Here is a 23,864-nt window from a genome sequence, read left to right as displayed (position 1 = left end):
ATCTCTTTTTTATCCAACTTATTGCATCGTTTTTTAGGGCTTTTGATAGGTGATTAAGAAGCGTTTACCGCTTTGGTTTTCTTGCCCCATGAGACTTGCTGAATGACTAAGCCACTGATGATCAATACCAGGCCAATCAAGGTTGAAGGGTGAATTTCTTCGCCGATGATGGTAGCTAACAACATGAGTGAGATAAATGGAGAAGCAAAGATCAGATTACTGATACGCGCGGTGTTTTGCGTTGATTTGAGTGCGCTCAGCCACAAAACGAAAGTGATCCCCATTTCAAACAGTCCGACATACGTCACCGCTGCCCAGCCTTTAGCTGAGATTGCCTGCCAGTCAGCACCTTCATAAAGACTTAAACCAATGGCGAATGGAATAGCGACCAAAAAGCCGAGCAGAACGCCAACCACAGGGTCGGCCTTATTTTTGGTATTTAAAATCCAGTAACCGGCCCACAGCAGCGTTGATAGCAGCGCAAGACCAACACCCAACGGGCTCTCAAATTCCATGCCTAAAAGATTGCCTTGTGTGGCAATCACTATCACGCCGACATAACTAAAACCGCAAGCCAGCCAGTCCTTACCACGGATCTTTTGTCCTAAGAAAACAGCAGCCATTAGCGTTAAGGTGATGGCCCAGCTGTAGTTGATCGCTTGAGCCTGAGATGCGGGCAGCAAGTCATATGCTTTGAACAGAATAACGTAATACGCCAAAGGGTTAATCAACCCAAGCAGTAGGTAATACCAAGGGTTTGAGAAAAATGTAGCGCTTAACTGGCCCAATTTACCTTGCACACCACAGATTACTGTTAGTGCAATCGCAGAGACGATGCTGGCAATGCATAGCATTTGAATCGGCGTAAATTCTGCCAGCGTGAGTTTAAATGCGGTTGCAACGGTAGACCAAAGTAATACTGCTGAGAGCCCAAATCCTAGGGCGCGACGCTCGTTCATGATGCCTCTGCGTGATGATGTGCCGCTCGGTTTGGATAATTTGAGCGGAAGAAAGAATATTATAGGAAGGCCTAGTGTATGCGAGGATTTTTCATCCAACAAACTGGACATTTATCCAGTGTCTAAATACCATTGTTATAGATACAAAACACAGGCTAACTCGCTATTATGCAATGGATTCTTGAGTACCAATCTCTCATTCTCTCTTCTCTTTGTGCTGCCACGCTTAGTGGTGTCGCTGCCGGTTGGTGGGTGAAACAGCGTTTTATCACCCAAACTCAGCTTCTCGAGCAACAACTTGTTTCAGAAAAACAGCTTCATCAACAGCAACTTGAACAGGTCAAGCAAAGCCTTGCCGATGCTCAGCAAGAGTTGGATGAGTTAGATGATGAGCGCGATAAAGCCGCGTTTGAAGTGCGTCAAACGCACGGAAAGCTGATGGCAGCTATGGAAAAACTGCGTTACTTCGAGGCTGTAAAGCAAGAGCGCCAGCAATACTTTGATGAGCTTGGTCAAATGCGTGAACACAAATCACGTCTAGAAACGCAGCTGCGTGAACAGCAAGCTCGCCATGAGCAAATTAACCAAGCTAATGCCGAAAAACTGCAAATTTTAGAACAAGCGGAAGTACGCTTGAAACAACAATTTGAGCACTTGGCCAACCAATTGTTTGAAGAAAAAACCGCGAAGGTCGATTTGCAAAACCGTCAGAGTTTAGAAGGCTTGTTGTCACCGCTTAGAGAACAGTTAGAAGGGTTCAAAAAGCACGTTAATGACAGCTTTAGCCAAGAAGCTAAAGAGCGCCATACCTTAGTGCATGAGCTGAAAAACCTGCAACGTTTGAACGAGCAAATGACGCGCGAAGCGGTTAATTTGACCCAAGCGTTGAAAGGGGACAACAAACAGCAAGGTAACTGGGGCGAAGTGGTGCTCGCTAGGGTACTTGCCGAATCTGGCTTGCGTGAAGGGCACGAATATCAGACTCAGGTGAACTTACAAAATGAAGCAGGCAAGCGTTACCAACCTGATGTCATTGTGCATCTCCCACAAAACAAACAAGTGGTTGTGGATTCTAAAATGGCGCTGGTTGCCTATGAGCGCTACTTCAACGCCGAAACTGATGCTGAGCGCGATCAGGCTTTGAATGCGCACTTAGCTGCTCTACGTGCACATATCAAAGGGTTAAGCATGAAGGACTACCACAAACTCAAAGGTATTCAGAGTTTGGACTATGTTCTGATGTTTATCCCGGTTGAGCCGGCGTTCCAAGTCGCGATTCAAGCCGATCCGAGCTTGATTAAAGACGCGATGGAGCAAAACATCATTTTGGTGAGCCCAACAACGTTGCTGGTGGCATTGCGCACCATTGATAATCTATGGCGCAATGAACGCCAAAATGAAAACGCCAAAATGATTGCGCAGCGTGCGACAAAACTCTACGACAAATTACGATTGTTTGTAGACGACATGGAGGGGCTCGGCGGTGCGCTGGATAAGGCGAATCAAAGCTATCAAGGTGCGATGAACAAGCTTGCCACAGGGCGCGGAAATGTGATTCGCCAAGCCGAAAGCTTTAAACACTTGGGAGTTGAAATTAAACGACCGATTTCTTCCGACCTCGCGCAGTTAGCGCAGAGTGATGCATTTTCAGAAAATGACCCGTTAGTAGAAAGACATCCGGCTGAGGATAAAGTAAACTAATCGCCCGCAGTGCAGTGGGCGATTTTATTTGTCAACAAACGCCCCGTAGAGGAAAGCGCTGCCTAAGAGGAATTAGAATGACGGACACAAGTTTGCAATCCAATACAGCGTTAGAGAATGAAACCACTCACTTTGGTTTCTCTACAGTGGCAAAAGACGAAAAAGTGACTAAGGTTGCCGAAGTATTCCACTCCGTGGCAACAAAATACGACATCATGAATGACCTGATGTCTGGTGGTATTCACCGCCTTTGGAAGCGCTTCACTATCGATTGTAGTGGTGCTCGCCCTGGCCAACGTATTCTTGACCTAGGTGGTGGTACGGGTGATTTGACGGCGAAATTCTCGCGCATTGTTGGCGATGAAGGCCATGTCATCCTTGCCGATATCAATAACTCAATGCTTAACGTTGGTCGCGATAAACTGCGTGATAACGGTATTGTGGGTAACGTGCACTACGTTCAAGCCAACGCAGAAGAACTGCCGTTCCCAGATGATTATTTTGATGTCATCACCATCAGTTTTTGTTTGCGTAATGTGACTGACAAAGACAAAGCGCTTCGTTCAATGTTCCGCGTACTGAAGCCAGGCGGCCGTCTATTGGTGTTGGAATTTTCAAAACCAGTGCTAGAGCCGTTATCGAAAGTATACGACGCATATTCATTCCACTTGTTGCCGAGAATCGGTGAGCTAGTTGCGAATGACTCAGAGAGTTACCGCTACCTAGCGGAGTCAATCCGTATGCATCCAGACCAAGAAACGCTGGAAGGCATGATGCAAGAAGCAGGTTTTGAAAACACCAAATACTACAACTTAACTGGTGGTATTGTGGCTTTGCATCGCGGTTATAAATTCTAAGGGTTAACGGCATGCCATTTGAACCACTTATCACCGCTGTGATTGAAACGTCACTGAATACACTGATCAAAGACGACCCAGCATTGGGCCGTCGTTTAGCGCGTCTAAAAGGTCAAGTTATTCAAGTTCACCTGAAAGAGATCAATAAAACACTGACATTCGTTTTTAGTCAGCAAATTGATGTGCTTGGTCATTACGAAGGGCAGCCTAACTGCTATCTATCGCTCAACTTGAGTGTGTTACCAGAGCTGCGCGATCAGGCCAACATCACTCGTCTTATTAAACAAGATAAACTTGAACTCGAAGGCGATATTCAATTGGCGCAGAAATTCTCTCAGTTGATGGTGGATTGCAAACCAGATGTTGAAGAGTGGTTGTCTCGCGTGACTGGCGATGTCGCCGCACATACCTTTGTGCAAGGTTCAAAAAACATCGGCAACTTTCTTGCGTCTCAAGCAGAAAAACACCAGCGTCATCTTGCGCAAGTAGTGACTGAAGAATGGAAACTGGCTCCCGCTCCGTTAGAAGTGGCCTATTTCTGCGACCAAGTTGATGAGGTTCGCAGCCAGGCTTCTCGCATTGAAGCTCGTTTAACGGCTTTGCTGAATAAGCTGGATGCAGATAAGCCTGCATTGGAGAAACCATGACGCCAGCAGAACTAAAGCGCTTATACCACATCGCCAAAGTACAACTGGAATACGGCTTAGATGAGCTGCTTCCCGATCACCAACTGACCAAAGCTCCGCTTTTACTGCGCAAAAGCTTGTTTTGGATTAAGAACAAGCACCCAGAAAAACCACTCGGTGAACGTCTGCGTTTAGCACTGCAAGAGCTGGGGCCGGTTTGGATTAAGTTCGGTCAGATGATGTCGACGCGCCGTGACTTATTTCCTCCGCATATCGCTGATCCCCTAGCTTTACTTCAAGACCAAGTCGCTCCTTTTGATGGCGAGTTGGCAAAAAAGCAGATGGAGCAAGCATTAGGTGGTCCGTTAGAAAAATGGTTTACCGAGTTTGATATCAAACCACTGGCGTCTGCGTCGATTGCTCAGGTACATACTGCGCGCATAAAAGACACTAACCAAGAAGTGGTATTAAAGGTTATCCGCCCAGATATTCGCCCAGTCATTGATTCAGATCTAAAACTGATGCACCGAATGGCGCGTATAGTCGCCGGAGCGATGCCTGAAGCACGTCGTTTAAAACCAGTTGAAGTCGTGCGTGAGTACGAGAAAACCCTGCTTGATGAACTCGACTTGCGACGTGAGGCGGCGAATGCCATTCAGTTGCGCCGCAACTTTGAGGGCAGCGAAGAATTGTATGTTCCTGAAGTTTTTCCCGACTTCAGTAATGAAACTGTCATGGTTTCTGAGCGAATATATGGCATTCAAGTCTCTGATATTGAAGGCTTGAAAGCAAATGGCACCAATATGAAATTGCTCGCGGAACGCGGTGTGAGTGTGTTCTTCACTCAGGTGTTCCGAGACAGCTTTTTCCATGCCGATATGCATCCGGGTAATGTGTTCGTCAAACCCGAACATCCAGAGAACCCAATGTGGATAGGGCTAGATTGCGGAATCGTTGGTACACTTAATAGCGAAGACAAGCGTTATCTGGCGGAAAACTTCCTGGCGTTTTTCAATCGTGACTACCGCCGAGTGGCGGAGTTACATGTGGATTCAGGGTGGGTGCCTGCGGATACCAATGTCGATGAGTTTGAGTTCGCGATTCGCATTGTGTGTGAGCCTATTTTTGCTAAGCCATTGTGCGAAATCTCCTTTGGTCATGTGTTGTTGAATTTGTTCAACACGGCACGTCGATTCAATATGGAGGTTCAGCCACAGCTTGTACTGTTGCAAAAAACGCTATTGTACGTGGAAGGGCTTGGTAGGCAGCTATATCCTCAACTCGATTTGTGGGAGACCGCAAAACCATTCCTGGAGGAATGGATGATGAATCAAGTTGGGCCGCAAGCTCTAGTGAATGCGATTAAAGACCGCGCACCATTTTGGGCAGAGAAATTACCTGAACTGCCAGAGCTACTTTACGATAGCCTGAAACAAGGTAAAGCGATGAATCAACGTATGGATCAGCTTTATCAAGGGTATCGCCAGAGCAAGCGCCAGCAGGCGACAGGAAAGTTTTTGTTTGGCGTTGGCGCGACTTTAGTCGTATGCTCGGCAATATTGGTGAACGATGCTTTTGAGCAGCTTTCGTTGGCCTGCGGTATCGCAGGTGTCACATTTTGGCTGCTTAGTTGGCGAGCTTATCGTCAATAGACGTTAAACTCTTGAAATATTTTTGTTTGTTTAAAGACCCGAGGTAAAGAGAATGGGTGGTATCAGTGTTTGGCAACTTCTAATCATTGCTGTAATTGTTGTATTGCTATTCGGAACAAAGAAACTACGCGGTATCGGTGGCGATCTGGGTGGTGCCGTTAAGGGCTTCAAAAAAGCGATGAGCGAAGATGAACCTGCGAAAAATGACAAAGACGCAGACTTCGAACCAAAAAGTCTAGAAGAGCAGCAGAAAAAAGAAGCTGCTCCTGAAACGAAAAAAGACAAAGAGCAGGCGTAAAACGTGTTTGATATCGGTTTTTGGGAACTGGTATTAATATCTGTTGTTGGTCTGGTCGTTCTTGGGCCGGAGCGTTTGCCTCATGCTATTCGCAGCGTGTCTCGCTTTATCGGTGCCGCTAAGAGTATGGCAAATAGCGTCAAAGACGAATTGTCACACGAGCTGAAAGTCCAAGAGCTGCAAGAAAACTTGCGCAAAGCAGAACAAATGGGGATGGATGATTTGTCCCCTGAGTTGAAATCTTCAGTTGAAGAGTTGAAGAAGGCAGCGCAATCTGTAAATCGTCCTTACGCAAAGAACACCGATTCAGAGGCTGAGCCTGTAAAAACAGAGCCAGCAGCAGAAAAGGTAGAGAAAGCGCAAGAGAGCAAGGTTACAGCGGCAGATAAGAAAGCCGAATAGTCTCATTAGGAGGAGCTACTAGTGATTGGTAGCTCCTTTTTGATCTGGTTTTTAATAAGAGGTTTGCCATGTCTACCGTCGAGCAGACACAACCTTTAATTAGTCATTTGTTGGAGCTTCGCAACCGACTACTGCGCTCAATCCTCGCAGTGTTGGTCGTGTTTGTCGGACTAATTTATTTCTCTAACCACATTTACGAGTTTGTTTCCGCACCTTTAGTAGAACGTCTACCTGAAGGCGCGACCATGATTGCTACGGATGTAGCGTCACCTTTTTTTACGCCACTTAAGCTGACGTTAATTGCTTCGGTATTTATTGCGGTGCCGTTTATCTTGTATCAAGTGTGGGCATTTGTAGCGCCAGGTTTGTACAAGCATGAACGTCGATTGATCATGCCACTGCTGTTCTCTAGTTCGCTATTGTTCTACTGTGGAGTGGCATTTGCCTACTTCGTGGTATTTCCATTGGTGTTTGGCTTCTTTACCGCCATCTCTCTTGGTGGAGTAGAGTTTGCAACTGATATCTCGAGTTATCTCGACTTTGTGCTGGCGCTATTTATGGCGTTTGGTATCGCATTCGAGGTGCCTGTTGCGATTATTTTGTTGTGTTGGACTGGGGCCACTACACCAGAAGATTTAAGACAGAAACGTCCTTATATTATAGTGGCTGCGTTTGTCGTAGGTATGGTGTTAACGCCACCAGACATGATCTCGCAAACCTTACTCGCTATTCCGATGTGTTTACTGTTTGAAGTCGGTTTGTTCTTCGCGCGTTTTTATACTCGTCGAAGCGAAGAAGTAGAAGCGGAAACCGAAGAATAAGGCTAATCTAGATGTGAAAAGCGGCTCAATTGAGCCGCTTTTTTTGCGGTTGGTTTTTTCTTGGGCTAATTACTTAACTTTCATGACGTAACCACATTTTGTGCATACGTATACTTCCTTGATGCCCAGCAGCTTTTGAAAAAAACTGCGCGGTACGCGTTGTAAGTAAGCACCATGTGTACACACTTCAACTTCCATATTCATGCTGTTTTACATTTGTGCTAATTAATGGGCGTAAATCAGTATAGAAAAATAATGTGTCGAGTTGTCGACAGTTTTGCAAAGCGGACGAAGTAAAGTGACGATATGAGAAGTAAGTAGAGTTGCTAGTTAATTATTATGTTTATCAATAATTTTGTATGGATTGTTCTACTATTTCAACAGGTTGAATCGTTCATTCAATAGTTTAGGTGATAAAAAAGCGACGTTGATTTCGTCGCTTTTTTCAATTCTCGTGAATTAAATATTAAACAGCTTTTTGGCATTCTCAGTCGTTATGGCATCGATGGTTGCGATGTCGACATCACGCAAGTCGGCAACACGTTGTGCAACGAGAGAAGTGTAGGCTGGTTCATTACGTTTACCACGGTGTGGCACAGGCGCTAAATATGGACAGTCGGTTTCTAAAATGACCCACTGCATATCCAAATGTGGAATGACTTTATCCATTCCGCCATTCTTAAAGGTTGATACGCCACCTAAGCCTAAGTGGAAGCCTAGCTCATTGATTGCTTGTGCTTCTTCTAAGCTGCCTCCAAAACAGTGGAATACACCACGCAGACGACCATCTTGCTCTTGTCGTAGCAAAGTGAGTGTTTCTTCAATCGAATCACGAGTGTGGATAACGACCGGTAAATCCATCTCTTTTGCCCAGTTAAGTTGAGCTACGAACGTTATTTCTTGCTCAGCACGATAGGTTTTATCCCAATATAGGTCGATACCGATTTCGCCCACCGCAATAAACTTGTGTTTCTCAAACCAGCCGCGGATGATCTCCAACGTTTGCTCAACGTTGTTATCCACATAGCAAGGGTGCAGCCCCATCATTGAGTGGCATACGTCAGGATATGCCGCTTCGGTTTTTAGCATGGGCTCAATTGAGTCCAGATCGATGTTTGGCAACAGGATTTTATTAATGCCTTGCGTTAAGGCGCGTTGTACTACTTCATCGCGGTCGTTATCAAATTCGCTGGCATAGATGTGCGCGTGGGTATCGATCATCGTTACTCTCTGTGCTTCATGGTTGGTTTCGTATTCGAAGTATACTTGAGTGTGAGTGCTGGGTCATTTTCAGTTTTTTTCATTACCTTTTTCCAGATTGTCACTCGCAACATGCATCAAGAGTGATATGATTTTGTTCACCAGATGATTTGATCATCATAACCGTCCAGACAAGGAGAAAATGGTGTCTGTATCAATTCAAGGTCCATTCCCTGCACGCCGTATGCGTCGTTTACGTAAGCACGATTTTAGTCGTCGTTTGATGGCTGAGAACCAACTTTCTGTTAATGATCTGATTTACCCAATGTTCATTCTTATGGGTAAAGATCGTCGTGAGAGCGTGGAGTCCATGCCGGGTGTAGAGCGTTTGTCGATTGATTTAATGCTAGAAGAAGCACAATACCTTGCAAATCTAGGCGTTCCAGCAATCGCGCTTTTTCCTGTCGTAAACCAAGACGCTAAAAGCTTATGTGCTACTGAAGCCTACAACCCAGAAGGTTTGGTTCAGCGAGCAGTACGAGCGCTTAAAGAACACATTCCTCAAATTGGTGTAATCACAGACGTGGCACTCGACCCATTCACGACACATGGCCAAGACGGCATCATCGATGAAGATGGCTACGTAATGAATGATGAAACCACAGAAGTATTGGTTAAGCAGGCTTTGTCTCATGCAGAAGCGGGTGCTGACGTAGTCGCGCCTTCAGACATGATGGATGGCCGAATTGGTAAGATCCGCGAAGCATTAGAAAACGCGGGCTACATTCATACTCAAATCATGGCTTACTCGGCTAAGTACGCATCGAACTACTACGGACCATTCCGTGATGCGGTTGGCTCTTCTTCAAATCTAAAAGGCGGCAACAAGAAAAACTACCAAATGGACCCAGCAAACATTGATGAAGCGATTCACGAAGTGGCGCTAGACATCAATGAAGGTGCGGACATGGTGATGGTTAAACCTGGTATGCCATACTTAGATGTAGTTCGCCGAGTAAAAACTGAACTTCAAGTACCGACATTTGCTTATCAAGTCTCTGGCGAGTACGCGATGCATAAAGCGGCGATCATGAATGGCTGGCTCAAAGAGCGTGAAATTGTGATGGAATCACTATTGTGCTTCAAACGTGCAGGTGCAGATGGCATCTTAACGTACTTTGCGAAAGACGTTGCTGAGTGGTTGGCAGAAGAGAATGCACAAACTGCTCAACACCTAAATCGTACTCCGGAAGCGACAGAAGAGTAATTATCGCTCAGTGAGAAATACCAGACCAACAAGAGTTGTTCGTCTGTATATACCCAAGTAACCTCAGGCGGATTACAACAGTAACAATCCAAGGTGCTTGGGTATTTTTATTTTGGAGAAGAGAACAATGACAATGCTGATTCGTGAAGGCACATTGGAAGAAGCACTTCAAGTTGTGGCGCGTGTTACCGAGTTTTCGAAAGGAGAAACGGTAGACTCCATGACTCAACGTTTAGAAGAGAAAAACAGTTTAATCCTCGTTGCAGAAAAAAATGGCACGATTGTCGGCTTCAAAATAGGTTACGAATTAGAGGATGGTGTTTTCTATAGCTGGTTAGGTGGTGTTGTCCCTGAAGCTCGAAATGAAGGCGTGGCACAACTGCTTTTGGAAGCTCAAGAGGATTGGGTGGCAGAACAAGGCTACAACACATTAAAAGTGAAATCTCGAAACCAGTTTCCGGCTATGCTTCGCTTGTTATTGAGAAATGGCTATATCATTGAAAAGTTTGAAGAAAAAGTAAATCTTCGAGAATCTAGAGTGCATTTCATTAAAGCAATGTGAAAATAAATGAGATTTTTTCTCATTTAACTGTTGACTACGAAATGAGAATCATTATTATTAAACCTGTCTTAGGGAATGAGGAAAGTTCACAAGGACGTTGAGTGACTTATTAACAGAAGTTAATTAACTGAAAGTTGAGAAGTGATGAAACATTTTTCCGAGAACTTGCACGAATTCTTTTTGACACGACATTGCTCACATTGCTTCCAGTGTAATTTATAGCTTCTTGGTTAAGCTGCTCTATTTACAGAATTTGCTTTACCACTTCTGCTAGGCGACCCCATTCGGGTCGCTTTTTTCTTTTCTACGATTTCTATTTGACGTCACTATTAATATCTTTTCCACATGCGATGATCATTTTAGGATCGTTGATCTTCTCGCCGTTATGCGAATTTATTGTTATTAATCAATGGTTTGGGTTGGTGTTTTCTTGTGTTTTTTGTTATTGGATAACCAGTGGATAATTTCTATAAACAGAGTTATCCACAGGAGGTGGTGTTTTCGTGAATAAAGTCGGAAAAATTTACGCGACCTAGATCGAGCGAACAAGATAGATTCAGATCAGCAGTCATGGCATCCTAGGCAGATCTCTCAAGTACTGAATTGGATACAGACAATTATGGCAAGTATTCCTGAAAATCCGTTGATCCTTATCGACGGCTCTTCTTACCTATATCGCGCTTTTCACGCCTACCCGGGCACCATGAGCAATGGTGAAATTCCAACTAATGCCGTTTACGGCGTCGTGAACATGTTACGCAGCATGATGCGTCAGTTTGCGTCTGAGCGCATCGCGGTGGTTTTCGATGCAAAGGGAAAAACCTTTCGTGATGATATGTATGCAGAATACAAAGCGAATCGTCCGCCAATGCCGGATGACCTGCGTTGTCAAATTGAACCATTACACAATGTTATTCGTGCAATGGGTTTGCCGCTGATCTGTGTTCCTGGCGTCGAGGCGGATGACGTCATCGGTACGTTAGCATACCAAGCATCACAAAAGGGCATGCCTGTATTGATCAGTACTGGTGATAAAGACATGGCGCAGCTAGTGGATGATAACATTACCTTGATCAACACCATGACGAACGTCGTAATGGATCGTGAAGGTGTGGTTGAAAAGTTTGGCATTCCACCTGAGTTGATCATCGACTACTTAGCACTGATGGGCGATAAAGTAGATAACATTCCTGGTGTACCGGGTGTCGGTGATAAAACAGCGACCGCACTACTGCAAGGTATTGGTGGTCTGACGAAGTTGTATGAAAACCTCGATGATATTGCAGGGCTTGGTTTCCGTGGTTCTAAAACCATGGCGAAAAAGCTCATCGACAACAAAGAAAATGCCATGCTTTCGTATGAGCTCGCGACCATCAAATTGGATGTTGAGCTTGAGGAAACGCCAGAATCATTGCTGAAAGCGGAACCAAATAAAGACGAATTAGTGAAGCTGTATGGCCAACTGACGTTTAAATCTTGGTTGAATGAACTACTTGAAGGCGGTTCTGGATCTGTGGAGGCCGTAGAGCTTGCAGGATCTTCACAAGCTTCCTCTTCTCAAGCCGAGATGGAAACTTCTGCGGTAACAATCGATCGCAGCCAATATGAAACAATTCTGGATAAAGAAACCTTCAATGCTTGGCTAGATAAACTTCAAACGGCTGAGCTGTTTGCATTTGATACGGAGACCGATAACCTAGATTACATGCTAGCGAATCTAGTTGGTTTGTCATTCGCTGTCGATGAAGGTATTGCGGCTTATGTGCCAGTTGCACATGACTATTTAGATGCGCCTGAACAGCTTGATCGTGATTGGGTACTAGAACAGCTGAAGCCAATTCTTGAAGATGCAGCGAAAGCAAAAGTCGGTCAAAACTTAAAGTATGATGCGTCTGTACTCGCTCGTTACGACATTGAGCTAAAAGGTATTAAGCACGACACGATGTTGGAATCGTATATCTACAACAGTGTCGGCGGTAAACACGATATGGACAGCTTGGCGCTTCGCTTCCTACAGCACAGCTGCATTTCTTTTGAGCAAATTGCAGGTAAAGGCAAAAATCAGCTTACGTTTAACCAAATCAAACTGGAACAAGCATCGCCATACGCGGCAGAAGATGCGGATGTGACCCTTCGTCTGCACAATCGCTTGTTTGCTAATATCGAGCAGGATGAAAGCCTGAAGACAGTTTACGAAGAGATTGAAATGCCGTTGGTGCCAGTTCTTTCGCGCATTGAACGCACTGGGGTCTTTATCGATGAAATGAAGCTGAGTGCGCAGTCGGTCGAGATTACCGCTCGCCTTGATGAGCTTGAAAAGAAAGCGTACGAAATTGCAGAGCAAGAGTTTAACATGAACTCGCCAAAGCAATTACAAGCCATCCTATTTGAAAAAATGGGTTTACCGGTTGTGAAGAAAACGCCATCAGGCACACCATCGACGAATGAAGAAGTTCTGCAAGAACTCGCGCTAGACTACCCACTACCAAAACTGATTTTGGAATACCGTGGTTTGGCGAAGCTAAAATCAACTTACACCGACAAACTGCCGAAGATGATCAACCCATCAACGGGGCGCGTGCATACTTCTTACCACCAAGCAGTGACTGCAACGGGTCGTCTATCTTCTACTGATCCGAACTTACAGAACATTCCAATTCGTAACGAAGCTGGCCGTCGTATTCGTCAAGCGTTTGTCGCGCCATCAGGGCATAAAATCTTAGCGGTCGACTACTCGCAAATCGAACTTCGCATCATGGCGCACCTTTCTGGTGACCAAGCGTTATTGGATGCATTCCGTGATGGCAAAGATATCCACGCGGCAACCGCAGCAGAAATCATGGGTGTTTCTATTGAAGACGTTTCAAGTGAGCAACGTCGTCGTGCGAAAGCGGTTAATTTCGGTCTTATTTACGGCATGAGTGCGTTTGGTTTGGCGAAGCAATTAGGCATTCCTCGTGGTGAGGCTCAAGCGTACATGGATACATACTTTGAACGTTACCCAGGCGTGATGCAGTACATGGAAGACACACGCAGCACGGCAGCAGATAAAGGGTATGTTGAAACGATTTTTGGTCGACGTTTGCATTTACCAGAAATCAAATCACGCAACGGGATGCGTCGTAAAGCTGCTGAACGTGCGGCAATCAACGCACCAATGCAAGGTACGGCTGCGGACATCATTAAGAAAGCGATGCTGTTGGTTGATCAGTGGATTCAGGAAGAAGGCAATGGTCGTGTGAAGTTATTAATGCAAGTACACGATGAATTGGTCTTTGAAGTTGAAGAGTCATCATTGTCCGAAATTGAAAGTAAAGTACAGAAATTGATGGAATCTGCAGCAGAGCTAAAAGTACCGTTGGTTGCAGAAGCAGGTCACGGTGATAACTGGGATCAAGCTCATTAGTCACTTTTATACCAAAATAACCAATTAATTATGAGCCAGCGCACAAACGCTGGCTTTTTTTTGAGATTAAAAAAGCTAGCGCAAAGTTAACTTTGATGTTGCTTAATAAAAATTTCATGAAAAAAAACTACAAAAATTCTTTGCAATTCTGACCAATTGTTGTACATTAATACTCGTAGGGTACAGAGGTAAGATGTTCTATCTTTCAGACCTTTTGTTTCACGTTATTGGATTAGGCTGATTCAGCCGCCCCAGTCAGTTTTTGACTGGGGCGTTTTTTATTGGGCGAAAGAAAATTATTCTTTTGGATCAGCAGCTTAAAGTTAGCCTTCAAAAACCTTCTTTTTTGACCTTTCTAAGTCACTGCAAAATCTCGATTTTTCCTTCAAATTTATTGCGTTATTCATCCTGTAAATTTACGCCAGTCACACTATTATTTTTTCTTGAAAGAAACTAAGTTACATCTTTTTGAAGATTTGCTTGGCTTAACTGTCTGAATTGTAACGCTATTGGGTGTTTTTGGAGTGAATGTTTGGTGATACACAGGAAACAAGAGCGCTTTTTAACCTATTGAAATCGAATCTCAGTTCAGCAATGCTTCGTCACATAACAATAATTACCAATTTTTCTCTCCCGTTATCCCTGCCAGGAAGGCGGGGATTTTTATTGCCTGTTATTTAGTTCAGATAAACAAAAGCCCCACCAAATGGCAGGGCCGTGTCGAAGAAATTTAACAAATATTGTTAATTATTCTTCATCGCTCGCTGGTATCTCTTGTTCGTCTTCTTCTATCAGGTGTGCTAGTGCTGGTGCAAACCAGGTATCCAGTTTTGCACGTAGCTGATCGACACCTAATCCTTTCAGTGAAGAGAACACATCAACAGAAACGTCACCACCGAAAGTTTCTACTTGCTTACGAACTTTCAGTAGAGTTTGTTTGCGTGCACCACTTTTTAGTTTATCTGCTTTGGTTAGCAAAACTTGCACAGGAATGTGGCTATCGATGGCCCAGAAAATCATTTGTTGGTCGAGATCTTTCATTGGATGACGAATGTCCATTAGAACCACTAAGCCTTTTAGGCACTCGCGTTTCTGTAGGTATTCACCCAAAGATTTCTGCCATTTGTTTTTCATCTCTACCGGTACTTGAGCAAAACCGTATCCAGGTAGATCGACAATGTGACAACCTTCTTCTACTTTGAAAAGGTTGATTAATTGCGTACGACCAGGTGTCTTTGATGTCTTGGCTAAGCTTTTTTGATTAGTTAGACGGTTAAGTGCACTCGATTTACCAGCGTTTGAGCGTCCTGCAAACGCAATTTCGACACCTTCGTCTTCCGGCAGGTGACGAATATCGGGTGCGCTGGTGATGAAATGCGTATTTTGGTAATGAATTTTTACGCTCACTGTTAACTCCATCTCGACTTTGTGTAGTCGATTGATTACTTTTTTGTGAAAATGTGTAAAATAACCGTGCTCGGCATAAGGTCGCCTATTGTACCATGAGTGTACGCGGTATGTTCACATTCCGTGGTACTGGAAGCTTGATAATTATAATGGAATGTCATGAAGAAATTAGCGCTAATTTTGAGTCTTTTAGCCAGTTGCTCAGTATGGGCCCAAGGTAATATTGAGGCTGGTAAAGCAAAATCACAAACCTGTGTCGCCTGTCACGGAGCAGATGGCAACAGTGCAATAACAACGTACCCGAAACTCGCAGGCCAACACGCTAAGTATCTTGAGAAGCAGTTAAAAGAACTTAAGCTAGGCATGACAAGTGGTGGTAAACAAGGTCGTTACGATCCTGTAATGAGTGGTATGGCAATGCCACTGAGCGATGAAGATATCGCAGACCTATCTGCTTACTACGCTTCGCTACCAGTTTCAGAAAACTCAACACCTGAAGATGTAGTAGCAAAAGGCAAAACGCTTTATACCGCTGGTGATGCCGAGCGTGGCCTAACCGCATGTATTGCATGTCATGGTCCTCGTGGCAATGGTACTGAGCTTTCAGGTTTCCCGAAAATTTCTGGTCAGCATGCTGACTACATCAAAGCTCAGCTAGAAAAATTCCGTGATGGCGACCGTGGCAATGATATGAATGCCATGATGCGCGACATCGCGAAGAAAATGACAGACGAAGATATCGAAGTGCTGTCTAAATACGTTGGCGGTCTGCACTAATATACCTAAATCGCTCAAGATCCTGCATCTTGAGCTGGTTGGGTAGATGTCCCTACATCGTTCGAGCAACTTGTACAAAAATGCCCTAGTGAATCCACTAGGGCATTTTTGTTCGTGACAGATATCACAGTCGAGTTTGGATGCGAAAGCGATAGTTGGCTCGGCAGTTTGTGAGACATTTGCCATACTTGATGTTGGCTTTTTCTTGTTAGTGTTTTTAAGCTTTTGATTAAATGATAATTTTGATTTTTTAGAAAAATAGGCGGATTATTTTTTCAACCCATTACTTGTGAGCATAACGGGATGGCGTAAAGTAGAAGTCGTTCACAGGGAGTGAATGTAAGGATTTAAGACCACGGTTTAGGTCTCCAAGGATGTAGCTCGGATGCTTGGTGATTTAGAAAGGGATTTAGATAGGTAGGGAGCCTATCAGATAAGGATGGTCATCTCGTCTGACGGTTAAGACAGTGAAACGGATCAGGCACAGGAAGTTGCTCAGTAGACAGGAAGTAAACGGATAGCCAAAACTCATCAGGAAGATGAAAAACAACTCTTTTTGGCAGGGAAAGCTCTAAAAACAAAGGGATCATTGGTGCACCAAATGTGTGCAACACAGTTTCGCCAATTGATGGCACTTAGAAAGCGACAGTCTGACTGTCGCTTTTTTTATATCCGTTGACTTGCTCAGTCGTAACTTGAATTGAGATTACTGCACTTATTTAGCTTTATAGGTTGTAAACAAAGTTTTTTAATAAAAATTGCTGAAAAAATACTCAACAACACTCCAATCCGAGTTCACTTTCTGGTATGTTTCGCATCCCTGTTTGAGGAAGTCAGCATGCATACCTGTCCTTTATGCCAAAATCAGCGCACTCACCATTATTTTGAAGATAAGCGTCGTGAATATCTTCAATGTGAGCAGTGCAGCTTGGTATTCGTAAATCCAGACCAACGTTTGGATGCGGAAAGCGAAAAAGCTCACTATGATTTGCATGAGAACAACCCCGATGATTTGGGTTACCGACGCTTTTTGTCGCGTATTGCTGACCCGATCACAGAGCGAATTTCTCCACAATCAAATGGTATCGACTTTGGTTGTGGTCCTGGCCCAACGCTCTCCTTGATGCTGGAAGAGGCGGGGCACAACATGGCGTTGTACGATCTCTACTACCACCCTGATACGTCGGTTTTAGAAAAAACGTACGACTTCATGACAGCAACAGAGGTGATAGAGCACCTCTACCACCCAGATTTGGTGTGGAAGCAATGGTTGAATTTAGTTAAGCCAGGGGGCTGGATAGGCCTGATGACGAAAATGGTCATCGACGTGGAGGCTTTCAAATCATGGCATTATAAGAACGATCTCACTCACGTAGTGTTCTTTAGTCGTGACACGTTCCAGTTCCTAGCAGAGCGGGATAAGCTCGAACTCGAATTTATTGGTAATGATGTAATTTTACTGAGGAAACCCCAGTAATGAGCCGTAGTAAAAAATCTAGAAAACCAGGTGCCGCTGGTGCACCTGAGTTTGTTGTAACTCGTAACCGTACAGAATCTGATGTGGAAGGCCGCTTACGCAAGCGTGCTAAAAAGCGTAAAGGTCTGAAAACGGGTAACCGTAACTCAGAAGTTAACGAGCAGAAAAAGCAAGCTGCTGCACAAAATCGCGACCCGCGCTTAGGCAGCAAAAAGAAAATACCTCTGATTGTTGAACCTGCGAAGAAAATGACGAAGCAAGAGCGTCGTTTGTCGGCAGAGCAAGAACTAGAGATGCTAGAAAATGACGCGCAATTGAACGTGTTGCTAGACCGTATTGAAGCGGGTGAAAACCTGGGCACAGGTCTACAGAAATTCGTCGATGAGAAACTCGATCGCATTGAGAAGCTAATGGACCAACTAGGTTTGTTGGAACCTGAAGAAGAGGAAGACTTCACTGCACCTGCTGAGAAAAGCACGCGCAACGATGATGACTTGCTGGCAGATTTCGACGACATTAATTTCGACGACTATAAAGGATAATTAAGCTATGAATGTAACCTTATTAGCTATTGCTGGTGTTGTGATTATCATCGCACTCGCTTCTTATGCAGGTTACCTTCTGCTTCAATTGAAAAAGCAAAAGGAATTGCAGCTGAAGCATCAAAAATTGGCGATAGACAAACGTAACGCCAACATTTTTGAGAATGTGCATACCTTGTGTCAGGCGGGCATTCAAGGCCAGTGCGATTTATCTGAAATCAGTATCCGTGTGTATAACATCATGGATTATGTACAAGGTGAAGACCGCGTTGATTTCGATAAAACGTACCCTGCGATTTCTGAGCTTTACCACATCGTGAAAGATATGGCGCGTGGCGAAGAACGCCAACAACTTGCCAAGAAAGAGCGTATGCAACAGAACTTGACGCGTCATAAAGCGGAAAGCCGCCTCACTGATGCGATTATTGAGGAGCTCAAAGTGTTGCAGAAAAACGTCCAGCCACTGAATAATCAAATCAATATTCAGATGATTTAAGCGCGACCCCCAATAGTCTCCTTATGACTAATGGGGGTATCGTGATCACGCTAGCACTTCTTTAGTTTTATACTTAAAAAGCCAGTCGGCGTTGCCACGCTTGTCATCGTCGTATGGCAAAATAGCGGCTCTGAATATCGGGTGACGGCTTTCGTTGCCCTAGCATTTAACGGAAAGTACCACCATGTCGAATCAACACACTGAATCGAAACAGCAAATCGTCTGGGATCAAGCGGTATTGGATAAGTACAACTATTCCGGGCCTCGTTATACGTCGTACCCAACGGCGCTGGAGTTTCATGAAGCGTTCACCATTTCTGATTATGATATGGCATGCACCCAATACCCAGAACGCCCATTATCGCTGTACGTACACATTCCGTTCTGTCACAAGCTTTGTTACTACTGTGGATGTAATAAAGTCATTACACGCCACTCGCACAAAGCGGATGAATACCTCGACGTGCTTGAACACGAAATTCGTCAACGTGCTGCATTACTTGTTGGTCGCACCGTGACGCAATTGCATTTTGGTGGTGGTACACCGACGTTTCTCTCTGAAAAGCAAATCACGCGTGTGATGAGCCTGCTACGCCAAGAGTTTACTTTTAGTAGCGATGCTGAAATCAGTATCGAGGTTGACCCGCGTGAAATCGAGCTGACCATGCTGGATCATCTGCGTAGTGAAGGCTTCAATCGCTTGAGCATCGGTGTTCAGGACTTCAACAAAGAAGTGCAAAAGCTGGTGAATCGTGAGCAAGATGAAGAGTTCATCGTTGCGATGGTTGCGCGCGCAAAAGAGTTAGGCTTTCGTTCGACGAACCTAGATTTAATTTACGGTTTACCGAAGCAGACCAAAGAATCTTTTGCCAAGACTCTAGAACAAGTGCTAGAGATGCAGCCGGGCCGTCTATCCGTGTTTAACTACGCGCACATGCCACAGCTATTTGCAGCGCAGCGTAAGATTAAAGACGAAGACCTGCCAAAGGCAGAAGAGAAGATGGCGATTCTGCAAGATACCATCGCGACACTGACTGATGCTGGCTACCAATTTATCGGTATGGACCACTTTGCTTTGCCGGACGATGAACTTGCTGCTGCCCAGCGCGAAGGTATTTTGCATCGCAATTTCCAAGGCTACACCACACAAGGTGAATGTGACTTGGTTGGCTTTGGTGTTTCTGCAATCTCGATGATCGGCGATGCGTACGCGCAAAACCAGAAAGAGCTGAAGAAATACTACGCTCAAGTCAACGAACTTCGTCACGCTCTATGGAAAGGGGTCTCTCTGGACTCCGATGATTTGCTCCGTCGCGAAGTGATTAAGCAGCTGATTTGTAACTTCAAGTTAGACAAGAAAGCCATTGAGTCTGAGTTTAAAGTGAGGTTTGAACAGTACTTTAAAGAAGATTTGCAGCTACTTCAGACCTTTATTAACGATGAGCTGGTGGAAGTGGATGACAATGAAATTCGTGTGACGCTGCGAGGTCGTTTGTTGATCCGTAATATTTGTATGAGCTTTGATAAATACCTACGAGCAAAGGCACGTCAGCAACAGTTCTCTCGTGTTATTTAATCAGAGATACAGATTCAAGATATAAAAAATGCCAGCAGATGCTGGCATTTTTTTATGTTTTCGCTGGATTTAAGCGCGATCTTTTACTTTTTCTCTCAGTTCCGATTTTTCTGCTTCTGAAAGGAACGCAATCTCAAGGCCATTGATTTGCGCTTGGCGAATCTGGTCTTGGCTCAGGCCAGCGGCTGGTGCCGCTACTTCGTATTCGTATGGCAGTTCGATACCTTCAACCGCTGGATCGTCAGTGTTCAGACACGCAAGAACGCCATGCTCTAGGAACTGCTTGAGAGGGTGGTTTTCTAGCGTTTCTACCGTACTTGTTTGGTAGTTTGACGTCAGGCAAGATTCAATACCAATGCGGTTTTCTGCTAGGTAATCCATCAGTTTTGGATCGTGAATCGCTTTTACGCCGTGACCGATACGAGTTGCGCCCAGCTCATTGATTGCTTGCCACATGCTCTCTGCACCTGCTGCTTCACCAGCATGGACCGTTACCCCAAGGCCAGCATCGCGTACTTGCTTGAAGTGAGACACAAAGCGATCACCCGGTTGGCCTAGCTCGTCACCCGCAAGGTCGACGGCAACGATGTGATCTTTCTGGCTCAGAATGCCGTCCAGTTCTTGTTGACATGCGTCAGTGCCAAATGTGCGACTCATGATACCGATCAGGTTGGCTTTCACGCCAAAATCGCGCATACCCGCTTGCACACCGTCCACGACGGCTTCAACAACCCCCGTTACTGGTAGTTTGTGTTTCATCGCCATGTAGTAAGGAGAGAAACGCAGCTCTGCGTAATCGATTTGTGCGTTTAGCGCGTCTTCTACGTTTTCGTACGCGACACGACGACACGCATCTAGATCGCCCAGTACAGCAACACCCCAGTCGAGCTTAGAAAGGAAAGCAACAAGAGAGGGTTCCGCTTCGACAATTTGAACGTGAGGAGTGAGAGACTCAATATCGTACGCTGGTAGGGCAATGCCAAACTTTTGGCCTAGCTCAAGAATCGTTTTAGTACGAATGTTACCGTCGAGGTGACGGTGCAAATCAGTAAGAGGAAGGTTCTTCGTTATCATTTTGTCGATCCGGATAGTTATGAACTGGAATAGGGCCCAAACATCATCTGTGACAATACATGGGTAAGATTTGCAGTTAAGTATAAATAACAGTTGGGTAGATTGTCAGTAGAGGATGACTAGGAAATCAACGATTCTCGCTCTTTTCTACTTCATGTTCACCAAATGTGTTGGCCATTCTTCTAGTGGCATAGGGCGGCTGTAGTAGAAGCCTTGCACCTGATTACAGCCTAAAGAGCGCAGTAATTGTGCTTGATTGCTATCCTCGACACCTTCCGCGACGACATTAGTTTTGAGACCTGCTGTGATATTGATGACGGCAGCGACGACTGAACTGTTTAAGTTTTCTTGTGTGAGTTGATTGATGAAGGTGCGATCAATCTTCAAGCAGGTAAACGGCAGAGAGTGGAGGTAACCCAGTGATGAGTAGCCGGTGCCAAAGTCATCTATCGCGATACCAATACCCATTTCACGCAGTTTAGTCATATTTTCTAGTGTGGTCGGTGCGCTATCAATGATACGTGATTCTGTGATCTCTAGTGTGAGGTTACTTGCTGGTAATTTCGTGATATCCAATACACTTGTCACCGTATCAACAAAACTTGGGCAGGATAGTTGATTAACAGAGATATTCACATGCAGTTGGAAGTCCGACGGCCACTGTTTGCTTTCGATCGCTTGGTAAGTGTCGCGACAAGCTTGTAACAGAATCTGTTGGCCGATGGCTTTGATCATGCCGCTTTCTTCCGCGATTGGGATAAAATCTAATGGTGACACCATACCTGAGTCGCTATGCCAGCGCGCAAGTGCTTCGGCGCCACACACTGTGCCACTGACGAGATCCACAATCGGTTGGTAATGAGGAATAAACTCTCGGTTTTCAATGCCAGTTTGGATCTTGGTCAGCATTTGCGTACGAAACTTTGAAGCGCTCGCTAGTTCTGGGCTGTAGTGACATACACCAGTCAGTGAGTCTTGTTTAGCGTAACTTAATGCGATGCTGGCGTTGCGTAACCATAAAGGCATGGTTTCGTTTGGCTGGGTTTGTACAATACCAAGTGAAATCTTCATCACTACATTCTCGCCTTCCACCATAAATGGGGTGGAAAAGAGATGCTGTAATCGACGCTCGGTTTGTTTAATTTTGGTTTCAGTGTCGACATTTGAGAGAAACACCGCGAACTCATCACCACCAATCCGAGCCAATAATGCGTTGTCACGAAACTGCTGTTTTAGCCTTTCAGCGATGCTGACCAACAACTGGTCGCCGTTGTGATGACCCACACTGTCGTTGATATCTCTAAATTTGTTGATGCCAAGTAAAAATAAACTGCCGTGACAAAGATGAGACTGATTTTCACAGATTTCGACCAAACCCTGACGGCTATATAAGCGTGTTAGAGAGTCATAAACTAACTGTTCACGCAATGCTTTGAATGAAGCTCTTAGATTGTTCGCCATTTCATTAAAAGCATGAACCAGTACGGTTGTCTCATACACATAACCAGGCTTTGGCATGCCGCTATCCCAATCCCCATTTGCCAGGTGCTGAGCGGCGGCGGCCGTCGCGTTAATTGGTCTGGTAACTCGGTTGAAAATGATCCAACTGATGGCGATCCCAAATAGGCTTACAATAATGCCAACGAGCCAACTCTCTTGCTGGCTTTTTGGTAACAGGCCGAGAAGCTCAGACTCCGAAATGGAGGTGCCGATAAACCATGTTAAGCCGTCTTGGTCTCGATACGGGGTTAGCCGACTGAAAATACGTTGGCCATCATGTTCAAATGAAAAAGTATAAGGTTGCTTGGTGTTGTTGAGATCGAAAGACCGGACGCGGCTCGCACTGATTTTGATGATCGGGTCTGCGTTTTCAGCGGCAAGCAAACGCTGCCCTTTATCCGAAAATTTTGTGCCCCATGAGATGACGCTTCCCGGGCCTGAGTGAGCGATTAAACGATGATCTGGGTCCATGATGTAGACCGACGCTTTAGTGTTGTATTTTAACTCGCGCAGGAACTCGTTGAATGTATTGATACGAATGTCTGTCACCAAAACACCAGCAAATTGGTCGTGTTTGTACACCGGCGTCATGGCTGATAGCGTAATATCCTGGCGTTCATCAGCGTTGGTATAAATTTCAGACCAAGTGGCGTTTTGGCTCTCTGCAACGGGCTTATACCATGGGCGAGTGCGAGGATCGTATTGGGAGATAACCGTTCGAATGTTGTTACTCACATGGTTGGTTCCATAAATAACCAGATCACCATCGGTGTAGCGATCTTGCACCATTAAGGTGTAATCGTCGGAAAGCTCGCGGCGAAAGCCTGCAAAGTCGCCGTTTTCTGAACCAAATGCGATTACATCCAACTGCGGTATCGATTGGTAAAGATTTTTGAATGCACTCAGCAGGTAGTTTTGAATGTCTGAGGTATCGTGAGGGCGATAAAGGTTGTGATAGCTGACGTTGTGCGCGAGAGCCATAACCGCAGTAAAAGGCTTACGTAGATAGCTATTGAGGTGGTCGTGGACACTTTCGGTTAACACGGAAAGTTGCTTGTCACTGATATCCGTGACCACTTCTTCGTAACTTTGTTTTTGGACGTAGACAATGACACCGATCGCCAGTAAGAAGATCATGACAAATGGAATCAGAACAGCAGTACGCAGTGTAATTTGAGTCGTAGCAGTAGACATCGCCTAATCACATAGATGGTGGTGCGCCACAATTGTACTGATGTTTTTATTAATATCGAGTGACAAACGA

At 45.0% G+C, this 23,864-nt stretch carries 20 protein-coding genes; 15 read left to right on the top strand and 5 right to left on the bottom strand.

Going from position 1 to position 23,864, the window contains the following annotated elements; translation table 11 throughout:
* Positions 1-53: 53 nt before the first annotated feature.
* Positions 54-959, bottom strand: coding sequence for a DMT family transporter (locus tag R7Z41_RS04970; RefSeq protein ID WP_064368891.1), 906 nt, complete (start codon positions 957-959; stop codon positions 54-56).
* A gap of 168 nt (positions 960-1,127) precedes the next feature.
* Here R7Z41_RS04970 and rmuC point away from each other — a divergent pair, with 168 nt between their 5' ends.
* From rmuC to tatC, 7 genes are all read left to right on the top strand, one after another.
* Positions 1,128-2,660: a DNA recombination protein RmuC gene (rmuC, locus tag R7Z41_RS04965; protein WP_064368892.1), complete on the top strand. Its 1,533-nt coding sequence runs from the start codon at positions 1,128-1,130 to the stop codon at positions 2,658-2,660.
* A 77-nt stretch (positions 2,661-2,737) separates the two neighbouring features.
* Positions 2,738-3,517, top strand: coding sequence for a bifunctional demethylmenaquinone methyltransferase/2-methoxy-6-polyprenyl-1,4-benzoquinol methylase UbiE (ubiE, locus tag R7Z41_RS04960; protein ID WP_017635022.1), 780 nt, complete (start codon positions 2,738-2,740; stop codon positions 3,515-3,517).
* An 11-nt stretch (positions 3,518-3,528) separates the two neighbouring features.
* On the top strand, positions 3,529-4,164 hold the full coding sequence (locus R7Z41_RS04955; RefSeq protein ID WP_005379213.1) for an SCP2 domain-containing protein: 636 nt from the start codon (positions 3,529-3,531) through the stop codon (positions 4,162-4,164).
* Positions 4,161-5,795, top strand: coding sequence for a ubiquinone biosynthesis regulatory protein kinase UbiB (gene ubiB, locus R7Z41_RS04950; RefSeq protein WP_005379226.1), 1,635 nt, complete (start codon positions 4,161-4,163; stop codon positions 5,793-5,795). The genes R7Z41_RS04955 and ubiB overlap by 4 nt, the downstream gene beginning before the upstream one ends.
* Before the next feature lie 52 nt (positions 5,796-5,847).
* A complete protein-coding gene (gene tatA, locus R7Z41_RS04945) occupies positions 5,848-6,093 on the top strand; it encodes a Sec-independent protein translocase subunit TatA (RefSeq protein WP_005382958.1) in 246 nt (81 codons plus the stop codon).
* 3 nt (positions 6,094-6,096) lie between these two features.
* Positions 6,097-6,495, top strand: coding sequence for a Sec-independent protein translocase protein TatB (tatB, locus tag R7Z41_RS04940; protein WP_033905892.1), 399 nt, complete (start codon positions 6,097-6,099; stop codon positions 6,493-6,495).
* A 68-nt stretch (positions 6,496-6,563) separates the two neighbouring features.
* Complete coding sequence (tatC, locus tag R7Z41_RS04935) at positions 6,564-7,316, top strand: twin-arginine translocase subunit TatC (RefSeq protein WP_005379234.1); 753 nt, start codon at positions 6,564-6,566, stop codon at positions 7,314-7,316.
* Positions 7,317-7,775: 459 nt separating this feature from the next.
* Here tatC and R7Z41_RS04930 read toward each other — a convergent pair whose 3' ends face one another.
* Entirely contained in the window at positions 7,776-8,537 is a 762-nt protein-coding gene (locus R7Z41_RS04930) for a TatD family hydrolase (RefSeq protein ID WP_065275002.1), read from the bottom strand.
* A gap of 184 nt (positions 8,538-8,721) precedes the next feature.
* Between R7Z41_RS04930 and hemB the strand changes: the two genes are divergently transcribed.
* The 3 genes from hemB to polA all read left to right on the top strand — a co-directional run bounded on the left by hemB (position 8,722) and on the right by polA (position 13,751).
* Positions 8,722-9,783: a porphobilinogen synthase gene (gene hemB, locus R7Z41_RS04925; protein ID WP_031777176.1), complete on the top strand. Its 1,062-nt coding sequence runs from the start codon at positions 8,722-8,724 to the stop codon at positions 9,781-9,783.
* Positions 9,784-9,910: 127 nt separating this feature from the next.
* Entirely contained in the window at positions 9,911-10,345 is a 435-nt protein-coding gene (locus tag R7Z41_RS04920) for a GNAT family N-acetyltransferase (RefSeq protein ID WP_005379245.1), read from the top strand.
* Positions 10,346-10,964: 619 nt separating this feature from the next.
* Entirely contained in the window at positions 10,965-13,751 is a 2,787-nt protein-coding gene (gene polA, locus R7Z41_RS04915) for a DNA polymerase I (RefSeq protein ID WP_225477623.1), read from the top strand.
* A 747-nt stretch (positions 13,752-14,498) separates the two neighbouring features.
* Here polA and yihA read toward each other — a convergent pair.
* Positions 14,499-15,158 (bottom strand): ribosome biogenesis GTP-binding protein YihA/YsxC, encoded by a 660-nt coding sequence (gene yihA / locus R7Z41_RS04910; protein ID WP_017635019.1) that lies wholly within the window; start codon positions 15,156-15,158, stop codon positions 14,499-14,501.
* A gap of 159 nt (positions 15,159-15,317) precedes the next feature.
* Here yihA and R7Z41_RS04905 point away from each other — a divergent pair, with 159 nt between their 5' ends.
* The 5 genes from R7Z41_RS04905 (at position 15,318) to hemN (ending at position 20,026) form a co-directional block, all read left to right on the top strand.
* Positions 15,318-15,935 carry a c-type cytochrome gene (locus R7Z41_RS04905; RefSeq protein ID WP_005379248.1) on the top strand — a complete coding sequence of 206 codons (618 nt, stop codon included), beginning with the start codon at positions 15,318-15,320 and terminating at the stop codon, positions 15,933-15,935.
* Positions 15,936-16,773: 838 nt separating this feature from the next.
* Positions 16,774-17,412 (top strand): class I SAM-dependent methyltransferase, encoded by a 639-nt coding sequence (locus R7Z41_RS04900; protein WP_005379250.1) that lies wholly within the window; start codon positions 16,774-16,776, stop codon positions 17,410-17,412.
* Positions 17,412-17,954 carry a Der GTPase-activating protein YihI gene (gene yihI / locus R7Z41_RS04895; protein WP_005379252.1) on the top strand — a complete coding sequence of 181 codons (543 nt, stop codon included), beginning with the start codon at positions 17,412-17,414 and terminating at the stop codon, positions 17,952-17,954. The genes R7Z41_RS04900 and yihI overlap by 1 nt, the downstream gene beginning before the upstream one ends.
* A gap of 7 nt (positions 17,955-17,961) precedes the next feature.
* Positions 17,962-18,450 (top strand): DUF2489 domain-containing protein, encoded by a 489-nt coding sequence (locus R7Z41_RS04890; RefSeq protein ID WP_005379254.1) that lies wholly within the window; start codon positions 17,962-17,964, stop codon positions 18,448-18,450.
* Between the two features lie 184 nt (positions 18,451-18,634).
* Entirely contained in the window at positions 18,635-20,026 is a 1,392-nt protein-coding gene (gene hemN / locus R7Z41_RS04885; protein WP_065275004.1) for an oxygen-independent coproporphyrinogen III oxidase, read from the top strand.
* A gap of 69 nt (positions 20,027-20,095) precedes the next feature.
* On the opposite strand, the gene add is transcribed toward hemN, so the two are convergent.
* Both add and R7Z41_RS04875 read right to left on the bottom strand, forming a co-directional pair.
* Positions 20,096-21,100, bottom strand: coding sequence for an adenosine deaminase (gene add, locus R7Z41_RS04880; protein WP_017821942.1), 1,005 nt, complete (start codon positions 21,098-21,100; stop codon positions 20,096-20,098).
* 147 nt (positions 21,101-21,247) lie between these two features.
* Positions 21,248-23,794 carry an EAL domain-containing protein gene (locus R7Z41_RS04875; protein ID WP_065275005.1) on the bottom strand — a complete coding sequence of 849 codons (2,547 nt, stop codon included), beginning with the start codon at positions 23,792-23,794 and terminating at the stop codon, positions 21,248-21,250.
* Positions 23,795-23,864: the final 70 nt, after the last annotated feature.

The organism is Vibrio sp. 1457 (genome assembly GCF_033340195.1).
Lineage (GTDB): Bacteria > Pseudomonadota > Gammaproteobacteria > Enterobacterales > Vibrionaceae > Vibrio > Vibrio alginolyticus.
This window is presented reverse-complemented; position numbering and strand designations above follow the sequence as displayed.

Coding starts and splice junctions, on each gene's coding strand:
- hemN (WP_065275004.1), top strand. CDS start 18,635: ATGTCGAATCAACACACTGAATCGAAACAGCAAATCGTCTGGGATCAA.
- tatA (WP_005382958.1), top strand. CDS start 5,848: ATGGGTGGTATCAGTGTTTGGCAACTTCTAATCATTGCTGTAATTGTT.
- R7Z41_RS04955 (WP_005379213.1), top strand. CDS start 3,529: ATGCCATTTGAACCACTTATCACCGCTGTGATTGAAACGTCACTGAAT.
- R7Z41_RS04920 (WP_005379245.1), top strand. CDS start 9,911: ATGACAATGCTGATTCGTGAAGGCACATTGGAAGAAGCACTTCAAGTT.
- polA (WP_225477623.1), top strand. CDS start 10,965: ATGGCAAGTATTCCTGAAAATCCGTTGATCCTTATCGACGGCTCTTCT.
- R7Z41_RS04875 (WP_065275005.1), bottom strand. CDS start 23,794: ATGTCTACTGCTACGACTCAAATTACACTGCGTACTGCTGTTCTGATT.
- ubiE (WP_017635022.1), top strand. CDS start 2,738: ATGACGGACACAAGTTTGCAATCCAATACAGCGTTAGAGAATGAAACC.
- yihI (WP_005379252.1), top strand. CDS start 17,412: ATGAGCCGTAGTAAAAAATCTAGAAAACCAGGTGCCGCTGGTGCACCT.
- rmuC (WP_064368892.1), top strand. CDS start 1,128: ATGCAATGGATTCTTGAGTACCAATCTCTCATTCTCTCTTCTCTTTGT.
- add (WP_017821942.1), bottom strand. CDS start 21,100: ATGATAACGAAGAACCTTCCTCTTACTGATTTGCACCGTCACCTCGAC.
- ubiB (WP_005379226.1), top strand. CDS start 4,161: ATGACGCCAGCAGAACTAAAGCGCTTATACCACATCGCCAAAGTACAA.
- R7Z41_RS04890 (WP_005379254.1), top strand. CDS start 17,962: ATGAATGTAACCTTATTAGCTATTGCTGGTGTTGTGATTATCATCGCA.
- tatC (WP_005379234.1), top strand. CDS start 6,564: ATGTCTACCGTCGAGCAGACACAACCTTTAATTAGTCATTTGTTGGAG.
- R7Z41_RS04905 (WP_005379248.1), top strand. CDS start 15,318: ATGAAGAAATTAGCGCTAATTTTGAGTCTTTTAGCCAGTTGCTCAGTA.
- R7Z41_RS04970 (WP_064368891.1), bottom strand. CDS start 959: ATGAACGAGCGTCGCGCCCTAGGATTTGGGCTCTCAGCAGTATTACTT.
- R7Z41_RS04930 (WP_065275002.1), bottom strand. CDS start 8,537: ATGATCGATACCCACGCGCACATCTATGCCAGCGAATTTGATAACGAC.
- R7Z41_RS04900 (WP_005379250.1), top strand. CDS start 16,774: ATGCATACCTGTCCTTTATGCCAAAATCAGCGCACTCACCATTATTTT.